General features: G+C 70.0%; 18 protein-coding genes. 4 read left to right on the top strand and 14 right to left on the bottom strand.

Going from position 1 to position 21,181, the window contains the following annotated elements; all coding sequences use genetic code 11:
- Both QEZ54_RS34450 and QEZ54_RS34445 read right to left on the bottom strand, forming a co-directional pair.
- Positions 1-280 (bottom strand): hypothetical protein (locus QEZ54_RS34450; protein ID WP_281308970.1); only part of this gene is annotated, 280 nt, incomplete at its 3' end.
- Positions 281-327: 47 nt separating this feature from the next.
- Positions 328-1,179 carry an oxygenase MpaB family protein gene (locus QEZ54_RS34445; protein WP_281308969.1) on the bottom strand — a complete coding sequence of 284 codons (852 nt, stop codon included), beginning with the start codon at positions 1,177-1,179 and terminating at the stop codon, positions 328-330.
- A gap of 49 nt (positions 1,180-1,228) precedes the next feature.
- On the opposite strand from QEZ54_RS34445, the gene QEZ54_RS34440 reads away from it, so the two are divergent.
- The gene (locus tag QEZ54_RS34440) at positions 1,229-1,690 is read left to right on the top strand and encodes a hypothetical protein (protein WP_281308968.1); all 462 of its coding nucleotides are present in this window, start codon (positions 1,229-1,231) and stop codon (positions 1,688-1,690) included.
- Positions 1,691-1,879: 189 nt separating this feature from the next.
- On the opposite strand, the gene QEZ54_RS34435 is transcribed toward QEZ54_RS34440, so the two are convergent.
- From QEZ54_RS34435 to QEZ54_RS34405, 7 genes are all read right to left on the bottom strand, one after another.
- Positions 1,880-2,704, bottom strand: coding sequence for an EAL domain-containing protein (locus QEZ54_RS34435; protein ID WP_281308967.1), 825 nt, complete (start codon positions 2,702-2,704; stop codon positions 1,880-1,882).
- A gap of 125 nt (positions 2,705-2,829) precedes the next feature.
- Positions 2,830-3,648 carry an alpha/beta hydrolase gene (locus QEZ54_RS34430; RefSeq protein ID WP_281308966.1) on the bottom strand — a complete coding sequence of 273 codons (819 nt, stop codon included), beginning with the start codon at positions 3,646-3,648 and terminating at the stop codon, positions 2,830-2,832.
- 180 nt (positions 3,649-3,828) lie between these two features.
- Positions 3,829-6,399, bottom strand: coding sequence for a CBM35 domain-containing protein (locus QEZ54_RS34425; protein WP_281308965.1), 2,571 nt, complete (start codon positions 6,397-6,399; stop codon positions 3,829-3,831).
- Between the two features lie 58 nt (positions 6,400-6,457).
- The gene (locus QEZ54_RS34420) at positions 6,458-8,086 is read right to left on the bottom strand and encodes a hypothetical protein (RefSeq protein WP_281308964.1); all 1,629 of its coding nucleotides are present in this window, start codon (positions 8,084-8,086) and stop codon (positions 6,458-6,460) included.
- A gap of 49 nt (positions 8,087-8,135) precedes the next feature.
- On the bottom strand, positions 8,136-9,425 hold the full coding sequence (locus tag QEZ54_RS34415) for a sugar ABC transporter substrate-binding protein (protein WP_281308963.1): 1,290 nt from the start codon (positions 9,423-9,425) through the stop codon (positions 8,136-8,138).
- 24 nt (positions 9,426-9,449) lie between these two features.
- Entirely contained in the window at positions 9,450-10,337 is an 888-nt protein-coding gene (locus QEZ54_RS34410) for a carbohydrate ABC transporter permease (protein ID WP_281308962.1), read from the bottom strand.
- Complete coding sequence (locus QEZ54_RS34405) at positions 10,334-11,248, bottom strand: sugar ABC transporter permease (protein WP_281308961.1); 915 nt, start codon at positions 11,246-11,248, stop codon at positions 10,334-10,336. The genes QEZ54_RS34410 and QEZ54_RS34405 overlap by 4 nt, the downstream gene beginning before the upstream one ends.
- Positions 11,249-11,386: 138 nt before the next feature.
- Between QEZ54_RS34405 and QEZ54_RS34400 the strand changes: the two genes are divergently transcribed.
- The gene (locus QEZ54_RS34400; RefSeq protein ID WP_281308960.1) at positions 11,387-12,433 is read left to right on the top strand and encodes a LacI family DNA-binding transcriptional regulator; all 1,047 of its coding nucleotides are present in this window, start codon (positions 11,387-11,389) and stop codon (positions 12,431-12,433) included.
- Positions 12,434-12,668: 235 nt separating this feature from the next.
- Here the strand turns inward: QEZ54_RS34400 and QEZ54_RS34395 are convergent, their stop codons facing one another.
- The 3 genes from QEZ54_RS34395 to QEZ54_RS34385 all read right to left on the bottom strand — a co-directional run bounded on the left by QEZ54_RS34395 (position 12,669) and on the right by QEZ54_RS34385 (position 16,586).
- Positions 12,669-13,775: a hypothetical protein gene (locus QEZ54_RS34395; protein WP_281308959.1), complete on the bottom strand. Its 1,107-nt coding sequence runs from the start codon at positions 13,773-13,775 to the stop codon at positions 12,669-12,671.
- A gap of 77 nt (positions 13,776-13,852) precedes the next feature.
- Positions 13,853-14,920 (bottom strand): hypothetical protein, encoded by a 1,068-nt coding sequence (locus tag QEZ54_RS34390; RefSeq protein WP_281308958.1) that lies wholly within the window; start codon positions 14,918-14,920, stop codon positions 13,853-13,855.
- 163 nt (positions 14,921-15,083) lie between these two features.
- Positions 15,084-16,586: an aminotransferase class V-fold PLP-dependent enzyme gene (locus QEZ54_RS34385; protein WP_281308957.1), complete on the bottom strand. Its 1,503-nt coding sequence runs from the start codon at positions 16,584-16,586 to the stop codon at positions 15,084-15,086.
- Between the two features lie 44 nt (positions 16,587-16,630).
- On the opposite strand from QEZ54_RS34385, the gene QEZ54_RS34380 reads away from it, so the two are divergent.
- On the top strand, positions 16,631-17,500 hold the full coding sequence (locus QEZ54_RS34380; protein WP_281308956.1) for a DMT family transporter: 870 nt from the start codon (positions 16,631-16,633) through the stop codon (positions 17,498-17,500).
- Here the strand turns inward: QEZ54_RS34380 and QEZ54_RS34375 are convergent.
- Both QEZ54_RS34375 and QEZ54_RS34370 read right to left on the bottom strand, forming a co-directional pair.
- On the bottom strand, positions 17,472-18,605 hold the full coding sequence (locus tag QEZ54_RS34375; RefSeq protein WP_281308955.1) for an aminotransferase class I/II-fold pyridoxal phosphate-dependent enzyme: 1,134 nt from the start codon (positions 18,603-18,605) through the stop codon (positions 17,472-17,474). The genes QEZ54_RS34380 and QEZ54_RS34375 overlap by 29 nt on opposite strands.
- The gene (locus QEZ54_RS34370; RefSeq protein ID WP_281308954.1) at positions 18,602-20,035 is read right to left on the bottom strand and encodes a pyridoxal-dependent decarboxylase; all 1,434 of its coding nucleotides are present in this window, start codon (positions 20,033-20,035) and stop codon (positions 18,602-18,604) included. The genes QEZ54_RS34375 and QEZ54_RS34370 overlap by 4 nt, the downstream gene beginning before the upstream one ends.
- Positions 20,036-20,147: 112 nt before the next feature.
- Here QEZ54_RS34370 and QEZ54_RS34365 point away from each other — a divergent pair, with 112 nt between their 5' ends.
- The gene (locus QEZ54_RS34365) at positions 20,148-21,149 is read left to right on the top strand and encodes a fatty acid desaturase (RefSeq protein ID WP_281308953.1); all 1,002 of its coding nucleotides are present in this window, start codon (positions 20,148-20,150) and stop codon (positions 21,147-21,149) included.
- Positions 21,150-21,181 lie beyond the last annotated feature (32 nt).

The following is a 21,181-nucleotide window of genomic DNA, read 5'->3' as shown; positions in this document are numbered from 1 at the left end:
ACGCGTTCGTGCCGACCTCGCACCAGGCGCCCCGGACCGGCCACTCCGGATTCAGCGGCCTGGTGGTGTCGCGCTGGCTGACCCGCCCCGGCACCACCAGATTCAGCAGCTGCGGCCGCAGCATCGGGCACACCGCGGCGGGCTGCGGCCCCTGCGCCACGGACATCTCCACGGCGGGCCACGAGCCGAGGAGGTAGGACACCAGCCCGAGCACCGCGATCACCAGTGCCGGGCGGCGAGCCGCAGGCCACCACCGCCGCCAGTACCCTCTGCCGTCCACGGACGAGATGTTAGGACCCCGGCGCCAGCGGCGGTTCGCCGCTGCGGTCAGCGCCGCGCGACCGACCGGACCGGATCCGGACCGAGCTGCTCGAGGACGTAGCCGTCCGGATAGTTCCGGGAAGGCTGACCCGGGGTGAAGAAGGACTCGGGGGTACGGCGCAGGCGGCGCACCAGGCCACTCGCCCGCAGCAGCAGGTGCACCACCACGCGGACCAGCGGATTCGGGCGCGGCACGCCCAGGGCCAGCCGGACCGGCTCGTCCAGCAGCGCGTCACCCGCCGCGGCGGCGAAGCGGCGCAGCGGCCGCGGGAAGCGGTTGGCGAGGATGTCGCGGGTGGCGTCGATGAGCCTGGTCGCGGCCTCGTCGTGGCCGAAGTTCGCGCGCTCGTACGCGTTGAACCAGTCCTCGAACTCGGCCCAGGTGCCGGGCAGGTCGCGGATGCCCATCAGCCGCCCGACCTCGCGGTAGAAGTGCCAGGTCGCCGCCCGTTCGTCGGCGCGCAGGCGGCGCGGGCCGTACCGGTCGATCCACCGGGTCGGGATGAAGACGAAGGTGCCCAGGACGTAGCGGTACTCGTCGCGGGTGATGTCGTAGACGCGGTGGATCCGGTTGAGTGCGGCGATGACCTGGCGGCCGCGCGGGTGGTCGGGGCCGTGGGCGATCAGCTCGTACATGAACAGGCCGGTGTCGTCGGCGCGCTTGCGGGTGCGTTCGGTCAGCTCACCGGTGTCCAGCAGCAGCCGCGCGATCGCGGGCACGGCGAACGTGCGGTAGAAGGCCAGGTTGAGCCCGAGACGCATGTCTGTGCCGAACTCGCGCAGCGCGAGGTGCCGGTAGACGGCGTACGGGTCCGCCGGCATCTCCTGCTGCAGTCCCGTACGGGCTGAGGTGCGCAACGTATGGGTCCTCACGGTCGGAGACGGTTCGCTGGTCCACAATGCCGCCATGGAGCTTCGCCCCGAACTGCTACCCCCGCCCGTCTCACCGGAGCGGATCGCCGAGCTGTGTGCCGAGATCCACCGCATGGAAGACCTGGCCCTCAGCGGGGATCGGGTGGAGGCCGAGGCCGCGGTGGCCGCCTTCAACGAGGCGACCGGCCACGCGTGCGGGCTGTGGGACTTCGTCGAGTATGACGCGGAGCGCAGCATCGAGGAGTTCGCGCTGGAACTCGCCCGTCCGTCCTGGCCGCGCGTACCGGACGTCACCCGCGACGAGCTGGTGGAGCTGGTCCGCCGGATCGTGGCAGGCGGCCCGGACACCGACTACTACCTGCTGCTGCTCGACACGAACACCGTGCATCCGGGTGCATCGAGCGTAATCTTCCATCCACCCGCGCGGCTGCCCCGCGAGCCGAGCCCGGACCAGGTCGTTGACGAGATCCTGAGCTATGAACCGATCGCACTCTGAGGCCGGTACAGCCTGACGACGTGATATTTTGCTGGACCGACGCTGGACAGCTTCGGCCGCGGCGCACGACGCGGGTGCACAACGCCCGTTCCTAGGTGCAATTTCGCGGAAAGTGAGCGAATCATGACACCCATTCGTGCAGTTTCCCCGAACTTGCACCTACCGGCCCGAAGCGGCGTCCCAGCGGTGTCAGCGGCCGTTGAGGGACTCCCGGATCTCACGCATCTGGGCCGCCCAGGTGATGCGCGGCAGGGTGTACGACGAAGCCGGGAACTTCTCCGGCAGCGGCTGCGGCCGCCCGAACAGCCAGCCCTGCCCCAGCGACGCCCCCATCTGGACGGCGTGGGCGAGGTGCCCGGCTGTCTCGATGCCCTCGGCGAGGATCGCCGCCCCGGTCCGCTCGACGTGGGCGCGCACCTCCCCGACGACCCGGTCGGCGACCTTGCTGTCGGTGACGTGGGTGATGCTGCGGTCGAGTTTGACGATGTCCGGTGAGGTCAGCGCCATGATCGACAGGCTGGCCTGGTGTACGCCGACGTCGTCGAGCGCGACCCGGCCGCCCCGGCGGCGGATCCAGTCGACTGCCGCCACCAGCTCCGCCTCGTCGCCTTCCAGCGCCCGCTCGGTCATCTCGAAGACGACCTGCAGCTCGCGCATGGCCGCGGTGACGTGCTCGACGACCGTCGGCGGCGGCGGGATCGACAGGGTCGCCGGTTCGACGTTCACGAACAGCGGGAGGTCGCGGGGCAGCCGCCCGGCGATCGCGGAGTGGCAGGCGGCGGCCCGGCACATCCAGTCGAGCTCGGCCAGGCGCCCGGCGGCGACGGCGTACTGAAACAGTGCGGCGGGCAGGTGGAAGATGCTGCCCGCCGGGCCGCGCGCGAGCGCCTCGTACGCCACGACGTCGCCGGTGGTCAGTTCGACGATCGGCTGGAACAGCGGGCGGATCTCGCCGTTGGTCAGCAGCGAGTCGAACGCCGCCCGCATCGGCTCGGAGTCCTCGACACCGTCCACCACCGCCCCCTTCCGACCGGTCATGTACCCCGGGCCCGTCCGGCGTACTCGTCGATCATCGCCCCTGAAACCTCCCCAACCACGCGAAAGGGCGGAATCTCGCCGGGAGGGGCGGCGTGTCGCGGTCAGGCCGCTTTGAACACGTCGTCGAGGAAGTCGGCTCCGGCCTCGATCAGGCCGCCGATGTCGTCGTGGCCGACGAAGCAGTGGTCGGCACCCGGCACCGTGATCAGCTCGGCCCGGACGCCGTGCTCGCGCAGCACCCGGGTGAACTCCTCGCTCTGCGAGCACGGCACCAGCGCGTCGGCGGTGCCGTGGATGTTCAGGAAGGGCGGGGCGCCCGCGTGCACGCGCGACTGCGGGTTGCCCCAGCGTACGAACTCGCGCCGCCCCCTGATCGGGCCGCCGAACAGCAGCGTGACCGGGTCGGGACCGCCCTCGTCGTCCTCCCGCTCGAACACTTCGAGGTTGACCACGCCGTACCAGTTGACGACCGCCTGCAGCGCGGTGTCGCCCTCCCCCACCAGCCCCGCGAGCGCCACCAGGTGCCCGCCCGCGGACTCGCCGAGGGCCGCGAACCGGTTCGGGTCCAGGTTCAGCTGGTCGGCGTAGCGCCGCAGCCAGCGGATGGCCGCCTGCACGTCGACGAGCTGCGCCGGGAACTGCGCCTCCAGCGCCAGCCGGTAGTCGACGTCGGCCACGGCGTAGCCGCGGGCCAGCAGCCGCTCGTGGAACCGGTGCGGCGCGACCGAGTCCGGCATCCAGACCCGGCTGCCGCTGACGAAGCCGCCGCCGTGCACCCACAGCACCACCGGGAATGGGCCGTCGCCGGCGGGCAGGTGCAGGTCGAGGTGGAGCGGGCGGAAGCCGGCGTGGTCGGCGACGGTGCAGTTGGCGTACGTGACGGTCGGGCGCGGCGCGGGCGGCGGGATGAAGTCGGTCATACGTACATGATCGTCCGTTGGGCACGACCCGCGCACACCGCCCGCACACCCGCGGCACGCCGCCTCGGGTTCGGGCCGTTAAGAAGGGCCCCTTCCACCGCGGAAAGCGATAAGAAGGGGCCCTTCCTTTTCCAGGGGCGGCGGCCGCCTACCGCCAGGCGGCCGCCGCGCGGGGTCAGGTCACTGGCGGACCAGCCGGAACGCGTCGACCGACAGCCACTGGCCGCCGCTGCCGGCCGAGTACACGCCGATCGTCAGCTGGTTGTTCGTGACGGTGATCCCCGAGATGACCAGCTGTCGCCAGTTGGGCCAGCCGGTGGCCGGGACGGGCGCGGTCAGCTCGGGCACGCCCGTGCCGTAGTTCTTGACGCTGACGTAGGCGCCGCTCTGGCCGCCGCCGCCGACCGCCTGGACGGTGAGGGTGTAGGTGCCGTTGGTCAGGCCGGTGACGGTCTGGTCGGTGAACACCTCGTACGCGCTCGCCTTGTACTGGGTGAGCCGGTAGCCGCCGGTGAACCCGTTCGCCTCGGTGAAGTCGGCGTCGGCGGAGGTGCCCGCCTCCCCGGCCCAGGTGCCCCACCCGGACGGCGTCTGCGTCGCCCCGGCGGCGTCGAAGTCGGCGTTGGCCAGCGAAGCCTGCTGCTCGGGGGCGTACACCGGTTCCGGCGCCCGGCCGAGGTCGGCGTAGTCGAGTTCGACGTAGCCGACGCCGCCGCGCTGGAGCCGGATGGTGCTGCTCCCGGCGGGCAGCGTGACCGGCACGCGGACCGTGTCGCGGGCGAACACGCCCCACGACTCGGTACGCGGGAACGGCGCGGTGAACTTCTTCGAGCCGTTGACGTAGGCGTCGAGCTTGGCGACGGCCGCACCCGCGCTGGCGTAGTTCACCGCCAGCTGGTACTCGCCCGCGCTCGGCACGGTCACCGCGAACTGGACGTAGTCGCCGGTGTTGTCGAGCCCGCCGACGTACTGGCCGCCGGAGGCCGTGGCCGCCGAGCGGACCTGGCCGCCGGAGCGGGTCGCCGACTCGGCCTCGTACCGGGTGGTGGTCGGGGTCGTCAGCTTGCGCACCGTGAGGTTGTCGATCGCGGCGAACGCGGCCGGGCCGGGCGGCAGGTGCAGGCCGAGTTGGGCGGTGGCGGCCGTCGCCGTGAAGTCGATCGTGCGGCGGACCCACTGGCGGTTGGTGACCGCGTAGGTGCCCACGGCCGAGGTGTAGAGGCCGTCGGCGTACAGGCGGGCGGCCTGGTCGCCCTGGATGAAGGCGCTGACCCGGTACGTGGCGCCGGTCTGCAGGCCGCGGACGGTGGTGTAGAGCTTCACCTCCGACACTTCGGTGTCGGTGAAGACGGTGCCCTTCCACGCGCCGGACTGGGCGGTGCCGTTGCTCTCGGCGAACGCGTTCGGGCTGCCGGAGTCGCCGCCAGGCGTCCACTTCGTCCAGCCGGCCAGGGTGCCCTGCTCGAAGTCGTAGTTGTTCAGCGGGATGGTGACCTCGGGGTCGACGCTCTGGCCGGAGATGTTGAACGTGGTCGAGGTGGTGCTGCCGCCCCGGGCGGTGATCTGGGCGGCGGCGTTGGACTCGTACAGCGAGACCAGGTCGTCCCAGGACTGCAGGGTCGGGTAGTCGTTCTTGATGTTGGGCGGGAAGCCGGTGGTGAGGTCGTTGACGTAGCGCCCGGCGCCGCCCGCGTAGATGCGGTCCTTGAACTGCTGGGGCGTGCCGGACATGCCCTTGAGGATGCCCATCAGCCCGGCGACGGCCGAGGCGGTGCAGTCGGCGTCGTTGCCGATGATCGAGGCGATCTTCAGCGTGGTGAGGTAGTCGTTGCCGCCGTACAGGATGGCGATCATCATCGAGCCGTTGTTGCGGTCCGGGATGGCCATCTCGTTGTCCTGGCCGTACACGTTGCGCACGAACGCCATCAGCTGCCCCTGCGCCCACCGCCAGTCGGTGCCGTTCTGGCCGTGCAGGGCCACGACCTTCTGGTACACCTGGTACGGCCAGCTGTCGCGCGGCAGCACCGCAGACGCCGAGGCGAGCACGTCGCGCGCGTCGGTGGCGAAGTACGCCTGGCTGTACATGGTGCCCAGCAGCTTGGCCCAGACGACCGAGTCGAACTCGCCGGTGACCGAGCCGAACCGCCCGACCAGGTCCCGCGCGGTCGCGGGCATGCCCGGCGCGACCAGCCCGAGCGTGTCGTTCTCGATGTAGGGCTCGGTGAGCCAGTAGTGCCGGTCCCACTCGGCCTGGCCGGTCAGCGGCGGCACCAGGCCGTCGTCGCGCATCGCCGCGTTGGCGATGTCGCCCGGCCCCCAGTCGCCGACGTCGTGGGCCACCCACTCGTCCTTGATGTCCTGGTAGGTGGCGTCGGGTCCGTGGTCGGCCAGGATGAGCTGGTTGAAGAAGTCGATGTGGTAGTCGTCGTCGCTGCCGGTCTGGTCGGCCGAGAAGTGCGGTGCCCCGAGCCGGTCGTAGCCGGGGTAGCCGTTCGGCGTCCAGCAGGAGGCGGGCGCGTCGCCGGAGTAGGGCCCGTAGGTCGGGTTGAAGCAGGTGTCGGTCGGTTCCGGGTTCGGGCTCTTGTACTCGTACCCGGTGAGCACCCCGCCGACCTGGCCGAGGATCGCCGCGAGGGTCTTGTCGCGGTAGGACGCGCGGGTCAGGGTGAGGGGGGCCGCCGCCGCCCCGGCGCCGGTGGTGACGGCGGCCGGGACGGCGACGGTGGCGGTCAGCAGGAGGAGGACGGACAAAGATCTCGCGGTGCGGCGCATGGCAGGGCCTCCCGGGAGCGGGGGTATGGGGGAAGGTTCAGTGCAGGAACTTCGCGGCGTACTCGTGTGCGTCCTGCACGACGAGGGCGACGCGCTCGGGGGCGGCGTCGAGGGTGCCGTCGACGACCGTCAGGGTGGGGATGACGCCTTCGCGGACGGGCAGCCGCCAGTGGCGGTTGTAGCCCGCCTCGTGCACACCGGTGGATCCGAACGCCGGATCGCCGAGGCACACGTGCCCGAAGGAGCGGTTGGTGCCGGTGAACAGGGCCTGGTCCGGCTGGTCGTGGTGGGTGGGCACGGTGTCGCGGTGCCCGTCCTGGACCAGCGGGATGATCCCGCCGATGCCGTCGAACCAGGCCTCGCCCGCGATCAGCAGGTCGGGGCTGTCCTGGCGGATCAGCTCCACCAGGGCGCGCAGGCCCGCGGTGGTGCTGCCCCGGGGGTCGTTGTTGTACATCGCGGAGATGTCCAGGAACGCGGCGTCGAAGCCGAACTCCTGGTACAGCCGCACGACCTGCTCGGCCAGGTGCCGCCGCCACGGCTCGTAGGCCGGGTTGACCAGCGAGCCCCACGAGTGGTCGAAGTGGCGCGAGGCGTCCCAGTCGACCGACCCGATCGGCTGGTGGCCGCTGGCGTTGAGCAGCTGGCCGGGGGCGGCCCAGTGCTCGAAGCCGGGCAGGTCGCGGGCGGCCACGTTGGCGCCGAACATCGGCATGATCCGGGCGCCGAGGGAGTGCGCGCCCTCGATCAGCCGCCGGAACCCGTCCGGGCCGCCGAGCCGCTCGTCGGTGCCGAACCTGCCGTACCAGCGGTAGTAGCGGCCCTCCCAGCCCGGCAGGTACGCCAGGATGCGCTGCGGGTCGATCTGCTCCGACAGGCGCCGGATCGTGTCGAGCATGCCGTCGTAGTCGAGGAAGACCCGGCCGGTGAAGTGCATGCCGTTCAGCGACAGCACCAGCGAGGTCTGGCGCAGCCAGTCCGGCACGTCGGTGCGCTGCTCCCAGGCGGGCAGGTCGTAGGCCTGCCGCACGTGGGCGGTGTGCTCGGCCAGCACCTGCCCGAGGTCGCCGACCCGGCGCAGGTCCCACTCCGGCACCTCGAAGACGGCGCTGGGGCGGGCCGCGTCGGCGTCGGCGATCAGCTCGAACTCGCACAGCTCCGGGGCGTCGAAGTGGGGCACCACCGCGAACCGCTTGCTGCGCACCTGGGTGTCGAGGCTGCGGGCGACCGTGATCGCCCCGTCCGGGCGGCGCAGGCCGAGCAGCGGCGTGGCCAGGTCGAACCAGCCGTTGGGGTACTGCACGACCCGGCCGGTCACCGGCACCGGCAGGTCGCCCTCGCGCAGGCCGGTGACGTCACCGGTCGGCTGGTCGTGCAGCACCACCGCCACGCAGCGGATGCCGTCGAGGTGCTCGGCGCGCACCCGGACCCGTACGCCGGACTCCTGCTCGTCGAACTCGACCGTGACCCGGCCGGGGCCGCGCTGCTGCCCGCCCGCCCACACCAGGCCGTCTGCGTCGACGGTGGTGGTGGCGCCCTGACGGCTGACGTTCAGGCGGTCCGGGTCGAGTCCGTAGACGTTCTCGCCGGTGTGCACCCGGACGCTGACCGGGCCGAGCGAGGTGTCGAACCGCTCGTGCGGCCACCGGAAGCTCAGGTCTTGCATGGTTCGTTCTCCTAGCAGTGCGTTTGTCTGGCGTACGGGCGGGTGCGGGTCAGGACCCGAGTCGGCTGGCGAAACCGCTCTGACCGTTGGACACGGCCTTGGCGGGGTCCCCGACGAACACCCAGTCCCGGATGAACTGCAGGTACGGACCGGTCGGGTCGATGAACAGCGAGTTGTACTTCGCGGTGACCGGCACCTTGGCCTGGGCGATGAGCTGGTTGGCGGTCAGCAGCCGCGGCTCGGCCTGGGTCGAGGGGTTGTCGGCGGTGTCCGACCGGACGGTGAGCTGGCCGGTCTTGGCGACCACCGTCTTCTGCACGTCCTCGGACATGCTCCAGGCGATGAAGTCCCAGGCGGTCTGGGCGTTCTTGGCGCCCTTGGAGATGCCGATGACGTCGCCGCCGAGGAAGGACGAGGTCCCCTTGGTACCGGGGATGGGCGTGACGCCGAAGTCCAGGCCCGCCTGCGCCTTGTAGATGCTGACCGCGAAGCTGCCCAGCGCGATCATGCCGATCTTGCCGGACTGGAAGCCGGACAGCCAGGTCGCGCCGTTGTCGTCCTTGACCGCCGCGGGCATGAGCTTCTCGTCCCACATGGTCTTGTGGGCGTTGAGCGCCGCGGCCACGGCCGGGTCGTCCAGGGTCGCCTTGGTGCCGTCGGCGTTCATGATGTCGCCGCCGCTGGCCCAGATGTAGGGCAGCAGGGTGTACGCGTTGCAGCCCGCGCAGTTGCCCGCGAACGAGAACCCGTAGGTGCCGTTCCCCAGCGCGGTGATCTTCCGGGCGGCGTCGACCAGCGCGTCCAGCGTCGCCGGAGGCTTCGCCGGGTCGAGACCGGCCTTGGTGAACAGGGTCTTGTTGTAGTACAGCAGCGACACGTCGAGCTGGTGCGGCAGCGCGTAGACGTGGCCGTCGACGCTGCTGATGTCGACGCCGGCCGGGGCGAGCGCGGCCTTGTAGGGCAGCGCGTCCACCTGCGCGGTGATGTCGGTGAGCAGGTGCTGGGTAGTCAGCGACTTGACGTTGGCGATGTCGACCGCGGCCAGGTCGGGCGCGTCGCCGCTGCGGACGGCCTGGACGTACTTCTGCACGTACTGCGCGTCCGGCACGGTCAGCATGGTGATCTTGCGGGTGGGGTTGGCGTCGTTCCAGGCCGCGACCAGCGCCTTGTCCATCGGCTCGTCGGCGGCGCGGACCCACAGGGTGGCGGGGCCGGAGCCGGTGAGCTGGGCCGGGGCGGAGGCCTCGGGGGTGCTGGTGTTGCCGCAGGCGGTCAGGCTGGCCGCGACGAGGGCGGCCGCCAGCACCGCCAGCCGGCGGTGCCGGGGCGTTGCGTACATCTCTATGACTCCTCTGTGAAAGTGCTAACCCTTGACGGCGCCGCCGGTCAGCCCGGCGACGTAGTAGCGCTGCAGGATGAGGAAGATCGCGATGCAGGGCACCGCGGCGAAGACCGCGCCGGTCTCCAGCACGCCCCAGTTGAGCGTGCCGCCGGCACCGGTCTGCAGGTTGGCCAGTACGACCGGGAGGGTGTACTGCTCCTGCCGGGTGGTGAAGATGAGCGCCGCGAGGAACTCGTTCCACGCGGTGAAGAAGGAGTAGAGGGCGACCGTGGCCACCCCCGGCGCCACGATCGGCACCAGCACCCGCCACAGCAGTGACAGCGAGCCGGCACCGTCGACGATCGCCGCCTCCTCGACCGCCGCCGGGACCGCCGCGAAGGCGGCGCGCATCGTGAAGATGCCGAACGGCAGGGCGAACACGGTGTACACCAGCACCAGCCCGAGCAGCGAGTTGGTGAGGTTCAGGTCGTCGAGGATCACGTACAGGGACGGGACGATCGACTGGAACGGGATCATGAGGGTGGACAGGACGACCAGGAACAGCAGTCCCTGGAAGCGGAACCGGAACCTGGCGAAGCCGTAGCCGGCCAGCACCGCCAGCGCTGTCGCCGCGACCACGGTGCCCGCGGTGACCAGCGCGCTGTTGAGCACGTTGCGCCCCAGGCCCGCGTCCAGCAGCCGCTGGTAGTTCTCCAGGCTGGGCTCGGTCGGCAGCAGCGTCGGCGGGGTCTGCGCGAACTCGGCGCCGGTCTTGAACGACGACACCACCAGCCAGGCCAGCGGCGCCACGAACAGCAGCGCCAGCAGCCCGCACACGGTGTAGAAGGCGGTCGCGGGCAGCCACTGCGGGCGGCCGGGGCGGCGGCGCGGGCGAACCTGCTCGCGCGGCGTGGTCGCGAGGGCGGTCACGAATCCTCCCGGGTACGCACGATCAGCAGCTGGATGCTGGTGAGGATGAGCAGGATGACCATCAGCCCGATCGACATCGCGGCCGAGTAGCCGAGGTTGAAGTCGATGAAGCCCGCCCGGTAGATCAGGTACACCACCGGGATGGTGCGGTTGTCCGGGCCGCCCTGGGTCAGGATGAAGAACTGGTCGAAGGCCAGGTAGCTGCCGATCACGGTCAGGATCAGCACCAGCCCGATGGTCGGCCGCAGCAGCGGCAGCGTGATGGACCGGAACATGCGCGCCGGTCTGGCCCCGTCGACCTGCGCCGCCTCGTAGAAGTCCTTCGAGATGGCCTGCATGCCGCTCATCAGCAGCAGCATGGTCAGGCCGACGGTCTTCCACACCACCAGCACCACCACGACGGTCAGCGCGCTGGAGAAGTCGCTGAACACCGACACGTTCCCGTCCACCAGGCCGACCCGCCGCAGCAGGTCGGGCACGATGCCGATCCGGTCGTCGAGCAGCCACAGCGTCAGGTAGCTCGCGGTGGCGAACCCGATCACGACCGGCATGACGTACGCCGTGCGCAGCAGGCCGACGCCGCGTCTGCGGTTGCGCACCGCCAGGGCCAGGGCGAACCCCACCACCAGCAGCGCCGCCGTGACGATCACCGTGTAGAGGGTGGTGAAGCCCAGGCTCTGCCAGAACTGCACGTCCCCCGCCAGGCGCTCGTAGTTGGACAGGCCCACGAAGGTCCGGTCGCCCAGCAGCGACCAGTCGTAGAACGACATCACCCCGGTGACGATCACCGGCAGCACGAAGATGCCGAGCACGAGCAGCACCGCGGGCAGCACGAACAGCAGCCCGAGCCGCTGGCGGCGGGCCTGCGGTCCACGCCGCCGCCGGGTTCCGGCCGATACACTCAGCGCCATCGTCGCCTTCCACGTTTACTTAATCGTTTTCGTGGAGGGAACGTTACAACAGTGCTTCCATCCGGTGTCAAGACCACAGGCTCGGGTTTCTGCTAGAGTCCCCGCCTATCGCTGTTTACGAAACCGATTAGGAGACCGGTGGCCCAAGCGCACAGCTCCTCCGACCGCGTCACGATCCGGGACGTGGCGTCCGTGGCGGGCGTCTCCACCGCCACCGTCTCCAAGGTCCTCAACGAGCGCCCCGACGTCGGTGCCGAGGTCCGCCAGCGGGTGCTGGACACCATCGGCCGGCTCGGCTACCGCCCCAACGCCGTCGCGCGCGGCCTGCGGTCGCGGCACACCGACACCATCGCGATCCTCACCGACGACCTGGAGGGGATCTTCACCAACGCGCTGATGCGCGGGGTCGAGGACGCCGCCTCGGCGTACGACATCTCGGTGCTGCTGGCCAACAGCTACGGCGACCCGGAGAAGGAGCGCAAGCACCTGCGCCGCCTGCTGGACCGGCAGGTCGACGGCCTCATCATCATGTCCGGCAACCGGGTCCGCCCCCGATCCGGCCCGGCCCTGCCCCTACCCGGCACCCCGTACGTCTTCCTCTACGAGTACGGCGCCGCCGAGCCCGTGCCCAGCGTGCTGCCCGACGACCGGGGCGGGGCCGCACTGGCCGCCCAGCACCTGATCGACCTCGGCCGCCGCCGGATCGGCTTCATCAACGGACCCGCCTCTTGGGAGGCCACGGCCGACCGCCTCGACGGCCTGACCACCACCCTGGCCGCCGCGGGCGTGGCGCTGGAGCCCGGCTTCGTACGCCACGCGACCTCATGGTCGCCGGAGGAGGGCTACACGCTGACCAGCGCGATGCTGGACGCCCCCGCGCCGCCCGACGCGATCTTCGGCGCCAGCGACGACCTGGCCACCGGCGCCATCGCCGCGATCCACGAGCGCGGCCTGCGCATCCCCGAGGACGTCGCGGTCGTCGGCTTCGACGACCGCTCACTGGCCGTGCACCAGCGGCCGCCGCTGACCACGGTCGCGCTGCCGCTGCTGGAGATGGGCCGAGTCGCCGGGCAGCGCCTGCTGGCCGCCGTCAACGGCGAGGAGCAGCGGCAGGAGCTGATCCGCGTCCCCTGCGAGCTGCGCGTGCGCGCCTCCACCACCGGCCGCGCCCGGACCGCCACCTGACGCCCGCGTCACTCACACGTCGCCCACGCGCTGCGCGGCGCGGCGCGGCGCGGCGCAGCGCAGCGCGTGAATTCGTGCAGTTTCGGGGAAAGTGCTCGAATCCACGCCAAGATTCGTGCAGTTTCCCCGAAACTGCAGCGCGTCGGCGATGTTCGGCCGAGACGGCATCGCATCGCTGCCCGGCTGTTCTCCGTCGGAAGTAGCCGCGCGACCGAGGTGCCAGGCAGTGTCGATGTCAGTCGTCGAGTCCGAAACGCTCCGTCAGCAGGTCGAGCGTGAAGCGATTACGCAGCTTGCAGGCCGAGTTCTGGTTAGCGAACATGCCTTTCTGCCAGAAGGCGTCCGCCTGGTCAAGAGTGTGCTCCCAAGTCACGGGCACGACGAACTCCTCCCGACCCGGCCCATCGACCGCATGACGGTAGCCCGCCCCAAGATCCAGACCCGCCATGCGCACGGTCGCATCGCCGACTTGCAGCGCGACAGTCTCGAACGGCTGGGCTTCACCGGTGACCGTCCCTACGCCGACATAACCACGCCGTGGGATGTAAACGAAGATCCGCGCTCCGACCGGCAACGTCCGCAGCGAGCGGGAGTACCACTCACCCCCGCCTGCGGACACGAACCCGTAAGTTCGAGCATCTTTCCACGACCGGATCCCCGCCTCTTCCCCGAAGGACACGTACCAGTCCTGACCGTTCCACGGCTCTTTGGTCCCCTGCCGGTTGGTACCCGCTTCCGGGCTCGCAACCTCTGACAGGAGCCAGGTACGAGCCAGGTAGGACCGCTCGCCGTCGGTGAAGTGGCGAAAGAGCGCCACGTTGATGGGTACCCTGAAGCCGGCGAGGTAGTTGATGATCCGCTCGGTCGCCGGGTCCATGTCAGCAGCCACGATGGTCAGCACGTGTCCGGTGTTCACTGCCTCCGGCGGTGCGACTTCGAACCTGTCGGCGAAGGCCTGCTCGAACGAAATGCCCACCCGGTAGGTCGCGAAGATCTGTATGACGTCTTCGTGGGTCAGCTGCTGGACCCAGGATCCATAGTCGAGTACCTGAGCCGTTACGTCTCGTGGCGTTCGATCGCGTTTGAGCTCGATCGCGTGGAGCGCGCCGTCACCATCGACTGCCAGCAGGTCGAGAAACTTGCCATACGCAGTCGGCACCTGGCGGCCGATGATGAGCAAAGGCGCGCCGAGAATGTCTGGGTCTTGCTCGATCAGGTCCTCGAGCTTCTTCTCCAGCGGGATGTTCGAATGCGCGAGCCGGACAGGATCACCGTCAACGCGCCACAAGCCCAGTTCAAGCGCCAAGTGTTCCTCCAGCTGATCAGCGGGGTCACCATCCATCCGGCTTGGAACTCTATCCGGCCAGGCAACCGACCTCGCTAACGCCTCACGACGCGGCAGATGACACCGCTACCGGCTCACTGACCCGCGTCATCACCGCTCCGCGTTCCGTCAGCCTCCGGATGCCACTCGTCCGGTGCGGCGATTCCATGTCCAGGTGTCCGTCGGCGGGGCCCGACAACCTTGTTTATCAGAATCTTCTGCATGCCCCGCTTCTTAGCGATTCGCCATTTTCTTTCCCAGGCGGGAATGTCGACGAGGTCGGGCGGAACCTCGATTCCGATGCTGCGTGCGTGATCGGCTAGCACGCGCACCATGGCACCGACTTGCGTGCGGCTCGGCAGATGCATTCCGGAGAGGTATGCGGTGACCTTCCTTTCCTCTATGCCCAGGTGCTCGGCCACGGCGCCGATATCTGGACGCCGTGCCATGCGGTAGAGGGAGGCGAGGTCGGCAGCGAACGCCGCCCTGAAGTCCAGCGGTGTCATCTCTTCAGGAGAAACTGCCGTGTGCGTGGCGAGGAGATCAATAGCACGCGCCATTTCGTGGTCGGCCTGCCGAATCGAGGTTCGACGAGTCCTGGGCGCCACCTGTTCCGGGGCAGTGGAGGGGGAAAGCGCAGTTGGCATGTGCAGGTACTGCTTTGCTATCCAGAAGACGTCCTGATCGCTGAGCAGCTCCGCGATGGACGGACCGTCAATGATCTCGAGCGCCACCTGGTGCGCCTCTGCAGCCCACGCCTGGAGGTTGTGGCGATCAGCGACCTTGACCGGCTCGGTGCAGAAGAAGTAGATGCGATGCACGGGAGTTCCCGCCGCGCAGATGACATCGACGTCGGCCCTGACCTTCGCCGGTATCGCTCCTTGTTGGACGGTACAGGCGAACACCACCCTATCGGCCGCCGCTGTCCGCACAAAAGCGCTGGACTTGTCCAGGCTGCGAGCGAGATAGGTGTGGAAGGTCTCGAAATCGCGCCCCTTGTCGCCGCTTCCGGCGACGGGCCCCGTCGCAGGCAGAATGTTACTGGCGATCCTGACGCGGACAAGATTGCGGCACAGATGTTCGAAGTCATGATGGCGATTCTGTGCACGAAGGCGCTGGAGCTGGAATTCGATAATGCCGGCCAGTTCGGTGGGAGTGGTCATGCGTTCCTCACACGCGCCTCAGTACCGTCCCGCTCAGGGTAACCCCGGAGTGCGACACATCACCTCCAAGCGACGCTGCGACAGACACGTTCGGGGTTCCACTCGTCGTCCCACGGCGTACCACCGAACGAGCCCACAGCATGCCTGCCGATCCGGGCGGCGGCTAGAAGTGGGCCCGCTGGGAGAGATATCCGGCCAGGGTCTCCTTTTCCACCTCGGCGCCGATGCGGCATACCGTGCTCACCAGCTCGCGCAGATCCTCTTCGCTGGTGGCGTAGTGCAGCACCGAGGCGCGCAGCACGAACCGGTCGCCCAGCACCGTGCCGGTCACGAACGTCCGCCCGTCGGTCTGCAGCGCATGCTCCAGCGCACGGTTGACGGCGTTGACCCGATCGGTGTCGTCGCCGTCGGCGGGCACGTACTGGAACGCCACGACGGCGAGCTGCGGCTTGGCGGCGAGCCGGAGACCGGGCGTCTGGTCCACGAGCCCGGCCAGCAGCCGCGCGAGCGCGACGTTGCGGGTCACCAGGTCCACGATCCCCTGCCGCCCCGCGTGGCGCAGCACCATCCACACCTTCAGCGCCCGGAAGCCGCGCGTCTGCTGGATGCCGTACTCCGCATAGGACGGCGGCCCGCCGATGCCCTTGCCCTCCTCGGTGCGCAGATACGGCGGAACGAGGCTGAACGTGCGCCGCATCAGCTCCCGATCGCGCACCAGCGCACAACCGCACTCGATCGGCACGGAGAGCCACTTGTGCGGGTCCATCGTGATCGAGTCGGCCTGCGCCAGGCCCTCGAACGTGCCACGCAGCTCCGGATGCACTGCCGCGACCGCGCCGTAGGCCCCGTCCACGTGCAGCCACATGCCCGCGGCGTGCGCGACGCGGGCGACGTCGGCGAGCGGGTCCACCGCGCCCGTGTTGGTCGTGCCGGCGGTCGCCACCACGCAGAACGGGCGCGCGCCGGCGGCACGGTCCTGCGCCACCATGCGCTCCAGCGCGGCCGCGTCCATCCGCAGCTCGTCGTCGGTGGGCACGATGCGGATCGACGCGCTGCCCAGGCCCAGCAGCTCCACGGCCTTGCGCACCGAGCTGTGCGTCTGCTCGGTGATGTAGGTCAGCATGCGCCGGTCGCCGGACAGGCCGTCGCGCCGCACATCCCAGCCGTCCGTTTCGGCGCAGTGCTGCCGGGCGACCGTCAGGCAGGTCAGGGTCGCCACCGAGCCACCGCTCACGAGGATGCCCATCGTGGTCTGCGGGTCGTATCCGACGATCTCCGACAGCCAGGCCACCGCCGTCCGCTCCAACCACAGCGGCGCGATGTCGCCCACGTCGCACGCCGCACCCTGGGCTGCGGCGAGCAGATCGGCGAGCACGCCGATGGGCGCGGGCGGCGAATTGATCCAGCCGAAGAAGCGCGGGTGCCCGTTGCCCATGGCATAGGGCAGGATGTCGGATACCGCCTCGTGGAGGATGTCGCGCGGGCTGTCGGGCAGGTCACCCAGCGGGCGCTGGCTCAACCCGGCCCGCTGCTGCGGCGTGAGCGGCTGGAAGACCGGCGTGTCCCGGATGGTCGCCAGATAATCGGTGATCAGATCGATCGTCTCGTGACCCAGCTTCCGGAACTCCTCGTAATCCATTGCTGGGCCCGGGGCGGCATTCGACATCACTAGATCGTAGCATCTACATCTATGACTTTCAGGAGACGCTCATGCTGACCGGGTTCGTGCTGGCCCTGCTGGCCAGCGCCGCATGGGGGGTCTCGGATTTCCTCGGTGGCATCAAGACCCGCGCACTGCCGGTCGCCGTCGTACTCGCGGTCTCGCAGACCACCGGCATGTCGGTGCTGTTTCTCGGGCTCGCGCTGAACTACCAGCCGATGCCGCACGACGGGCGGCTGTGGGCCTCGATCGCCGCCGGGGTGGCCTCGCTCGGCGCGCTCGGCCTGCTCTACCTCGCGATGGCACGGGGCAACATCGCCGTGGTCGCACCGATCGCGGCGAGCGGCGCCGCGCTGCCGGTCGTGGTCGGGCTCATCCGCCACGACCCGTCCACCGCACTCACCTGGGTCGGGATCGCACTCGCGCTCGCCGGGGCGCTCGGCGCCTCGTGGGAGCGGGGGTCGACCGAGCAGAAGGGCAGTCTGGTGGCCGGCGGGCTGCTGGCCCTGGGTTCGGCGATCTCCGTGGGCACCTTCTTCACCCTGCTCGACTACGCCAGCCACACCGACCCCTACTGGGCGACGCTGTTCACCCGCACGACGGCATGCGTGGTGAGCATCGCGTTCGTCGCCTACTGGCGCGGCTCCGGCCGCATGGCCGGCCCGCTCGGCCTGACGCCGCCGACACTGCTCGCGCTGGCCGCGATCGGTGTCACCGACGGCCTGGCGGAGATCCTGTTCGCGACGTCCTCGACGCTCGGGCAGCTCGGCCCGTCTGCGGTGCTCGCGTCGATGTATCCCGTCATCACCGTCACGCTGGCCATGCTCCTGCTGCGCGAACGGCTGCGCTGGCATCAGGCGTTCGCCATCGTCAGCGCGCTCGCGGGAGTCGTCATGCTCGGCTACGCCAGCGGCGGCTGAGGTAGGACTCGAGCCGGGCCAGGGCTGCGGGCAGGTCGCTGCGGCCGAGCCCGATGCGGAAGCGGTTCTCGGTATGGTCGAACACGCTCGCGGGCAGGAGCATGACGCCCTCCTGCTCGATGAGCTCGTGCACGAACTCGTCGATCGGCACGGGCGCGCGCAGCAGCGGGAAGGCGACCGTGCCGGCTCGCGGCGGGATCCACTCGAACAGGTCCGCGTGCCGGGCGAAGAAGGCGTCGACGTGGGCCAGGTTGCCGCGCACTATGTCCATGCACCGCCCGGTCACCTGGTCGTGCGCGCGCAGTGCGATCAGCGCGAGGATCTCCGCCGGGGCCGAGGCGCACACGCTGGTGAAGTCCTTCATCGCGGTGACGCGGGCCAGCAGTGCGCGGTCGCGGCAGGCCAGCCAGCCGATGCGCAGCCCGGCCAAGCCGTAGGCCTTGGACATCACGCCCAGGCTGACGAATGACGCGTCCACGTCGGCGGCGGCCGGCAGCCGGGTCGCGGGGTCGAACTCCGTACCCCGGTAGACCTCGTCGGACACGACCCGTATGCCGCGTTCCCGAGCCAGGTCGAGCAGCTCCTGGAAGCGGGCGGGGGCAGGCAGCGCGCCGGTCGGGTTGTGCGGGTAGTTCACGACGATGGCGCCCGTGTCCGGGCGCAGGGCCGCGCGTACCGCGTCGAGGTCGAGCTCCCAGCCGTCGTGCGCCCGCAGCGGCACGAGTGTGACCGCCGCGCCCGCGGCCTGCGCCACCCGGTGCAGCGACTCGAACGCGGGCCACACCACGACCAGGTGCGAGTGCTGCTCGATGAGCGCGTGGACGAGCAGGAACAGCGCCTCCACCGCGCCCCCGCCGCACACCACCACCTCGTCGGGCGACACCTTGTCGTACCGGTCGGCGATCGCCGCGCGCAGGGCGGGGTGCCCGGTGGTCTCGGTGTAGCCGAGGGTCAGGTCGTGCCACCGCCGCGCCGCGTCGTCGTCGGCGAGGGCCAGCAGCTCGCCCAGCGGGTAGCCGTCCACGTCGGAGGCGCCCAGGATGTGCCGCACGCTGAACTCGTACCGCGCGAAGAAGCGCTCCAGTTTGGACTCGCCGGGGATCACAGCGACCGCCCCAGCCTCGCCACCTCGTGCACCAGCAGCTCGAAGTCGGATCGGCGGCTGCGGTGGTTGGTGATGGAGCAGCGGATCGCGTACCGCCCGCGCAGGATCGTGTGCGAGGGCACGGCCACCCCGCTCTCCTGCAGGCGTGCCAGCAGCTCCCGGTTGAGGTCGTTGAGCCGGTCGTCGTCGAGCCCACCCTCGCCCCGGTAGCGCAGGCACACCACGTTGAGCGACACGGGCGCGAGCAGCTCCAGTTCGGGATGGGCCTCGACCAGCGCGGCCAGGTACCGCGCCTGCTCGACGTTCTGCTCGATCAGGCTGCGGAACCGGTCCACACCGAGCTCCTTGAGGCCCATCCAGATCTTCAGCGCGCGGAAACCGCGCGACAGCTGGGGGCCGTACTCGGTGAACTGCTGGCCCCGCTCCGCCGCGATGCCGCGCGTGTTGGGCGCCATGTACGCCGCGTCGTACCGGAAGGCCGCGCGGTGTTCGGCGTCGCTGCGCACCAGCACACAGCCCGCCTCATACGGAAAGTACATCCATTTGTGCAGGTCGAACGCGAGCGAGTCGGCGCGCTCCAGCCCGGGCAGCAGCGGGCGCAGCTCGGGTGAGAGCGCGGCGCACGCACCGAAGGCGCCGTCGACGTGCAGCCAGATCCGCTCGCGGGCGGCGAGATCGGCCAGCGCGACGAGGTCGTCGATGGCACCGGTGTTGACCGTGCCGACGTTGCCCACGATGCACATCGGGGTGGCCCCGGCCGCGCGGTCCGCGGCGATGGCGGCCTCCAGCGCGCCCACATCCACCCGGTACTGCGCATCCACCGGGACCGTCCGCAGCGCCTGCGTGCCCAGCCCCAGGATCTGCACGGCCTTGCGCACCGACGAGTGCGTCTCCACCGAGCCGTAGACGGTCAGCGGCCGCGTGACGCCCCGCGCCTTGATGTCGTGCCCCGGCAGGTTGTTGCGTGCCACGGTGAGCCCGACCAGGTTCGCCATCGACGCGCCGCTCAGCAGGACGCCGCTGGCCTCCGGCCGGTACCCGAGCATGGTCTTGAGCCACTCGATGACCCGGCCCTCGACATGCGTGCCGGCGTCGTCGAAGCCGTCGACGCTGGAGTTGACGGTCGCGGCGAGCAGCTCGGCCAGCATCGACATGCCGGTGCCGTTGCCGCACACCCAGCCCCAGAAACGCGCGTGGGCGTTCCCCGTCACGTAGGGCAGCACGAGGTCGGTGAAGTCGGCGTAGACCTGCTCGGCGCCCTGCGGCCGCAGCGGCAGCGGTTCGCGCAGCCGGGCGCGGACCTCGTCGGGCATCGGCTGCCACACCGGCCGCTCGCGCAGACCCTCCAGGTAGCCGAACATGTCGTCCACCATGCGGTGCCCGAGTTTGCGCAGTTCGTCGAAGGAAGGCGGGTCCAGGGTCTCGTCCACAGCGGGCATGCTATCCCCGGATCGGACTTCGACATAGTACAGATCTAAATATAGAAGTGTGTTGACTTCTGGTACCCCCGTGCACCAGGGTGGTCAACCGGAGGTGTGAATCATGAGCACGACAACCGCCACGGAAGACCCCGTATTCGACGAGCCCGCGAGGGTGCTGCTGGCACCGGTACGCGGTGCGGACATCCGCCGCGACCTGCCCGAACAGCTGTTCGTCAAGCGCCCCCTGCTGTTCACCGTCAAGTTCCTCGTGCCGGTGGCGGTCATCGCGGCCTGCTGGGCCGCGGTCGCGATCCGGCCCGCCTGGTGGACGATCGCCATCACCGTGCCGGTGCTCGGCCTCATGTACGCCCACCTGGTGGAACTGCAGCACGAGTGCCTGCACGAGCACGCCTACCCGCAGCGCTGGCTCAACCGCCTGGTGGGCTACCTGTGCGGCGTGCCGATGATGAGCTCCTACTGGCACTACAAGTACGAGCACCTGCGCCACCACGCCTACCTGGGCACACCGCAGAACCAGGAGTTCTTCAACTACCGCTTCGAAGGACTGGGCAGCGTGCCGGGGTTCATCGCCGCCTGCTACCACCTCGGCCGGTACCTCGACGTCTTCCGCGACATCGGCCGCAGCCTCATCGGGCGCACCAACCCGCGGGTCACCAAGCCGCTGGCCGCCAAGAAGATCCGCACCGAGTACCTCGGCATCGGCGCCGCCCTCGCCGCCGCGATCGTGTTCACCGTGCTGACCCGCGACGCGTACCTGCTGTGGGTCTGGGTCCTGCCCGCGCTGCTGGTCGCCGAGCCGGCGCACTTCCTGGTCGAGCTGCCCGAGCACTTCGGCCTCAACACCCAGTCGGACCCCAACGTGCTGTCCAACACCCGCACCGTCTACGCCGGCTGGTTCGCCAAGTGGTACACCAACGGCAACGACCTGCACACCGCCCACCACTTCCACCAGGGCGTGCCCATGGCGCAGGTCCCCGGGCTCCACCGCCTCATCGAGCAGCGGATCGAGAACACGGAGCCGTCGTACTGGTCCTTCTACAGCGGCGTCATGCGCGGCCGAATCGTGTACCAGGGCGAGGACGCCACCTGCATGACCCGCTGAGCCGCCCCGCCACCGGCCCCGGCTTGGTGCAG

The organism is Catellatospora sp. KI3 (assembly GCF_029948125.1).
Classification (GTDB): Bacteria; Actinomycetota; Actinomycetes; order Mycobacteriales; family Micromonosporaceae; genus Catellatospora.
This window is presented reverse-complemented; position numbering and strand designations above follow the sequence as displayed.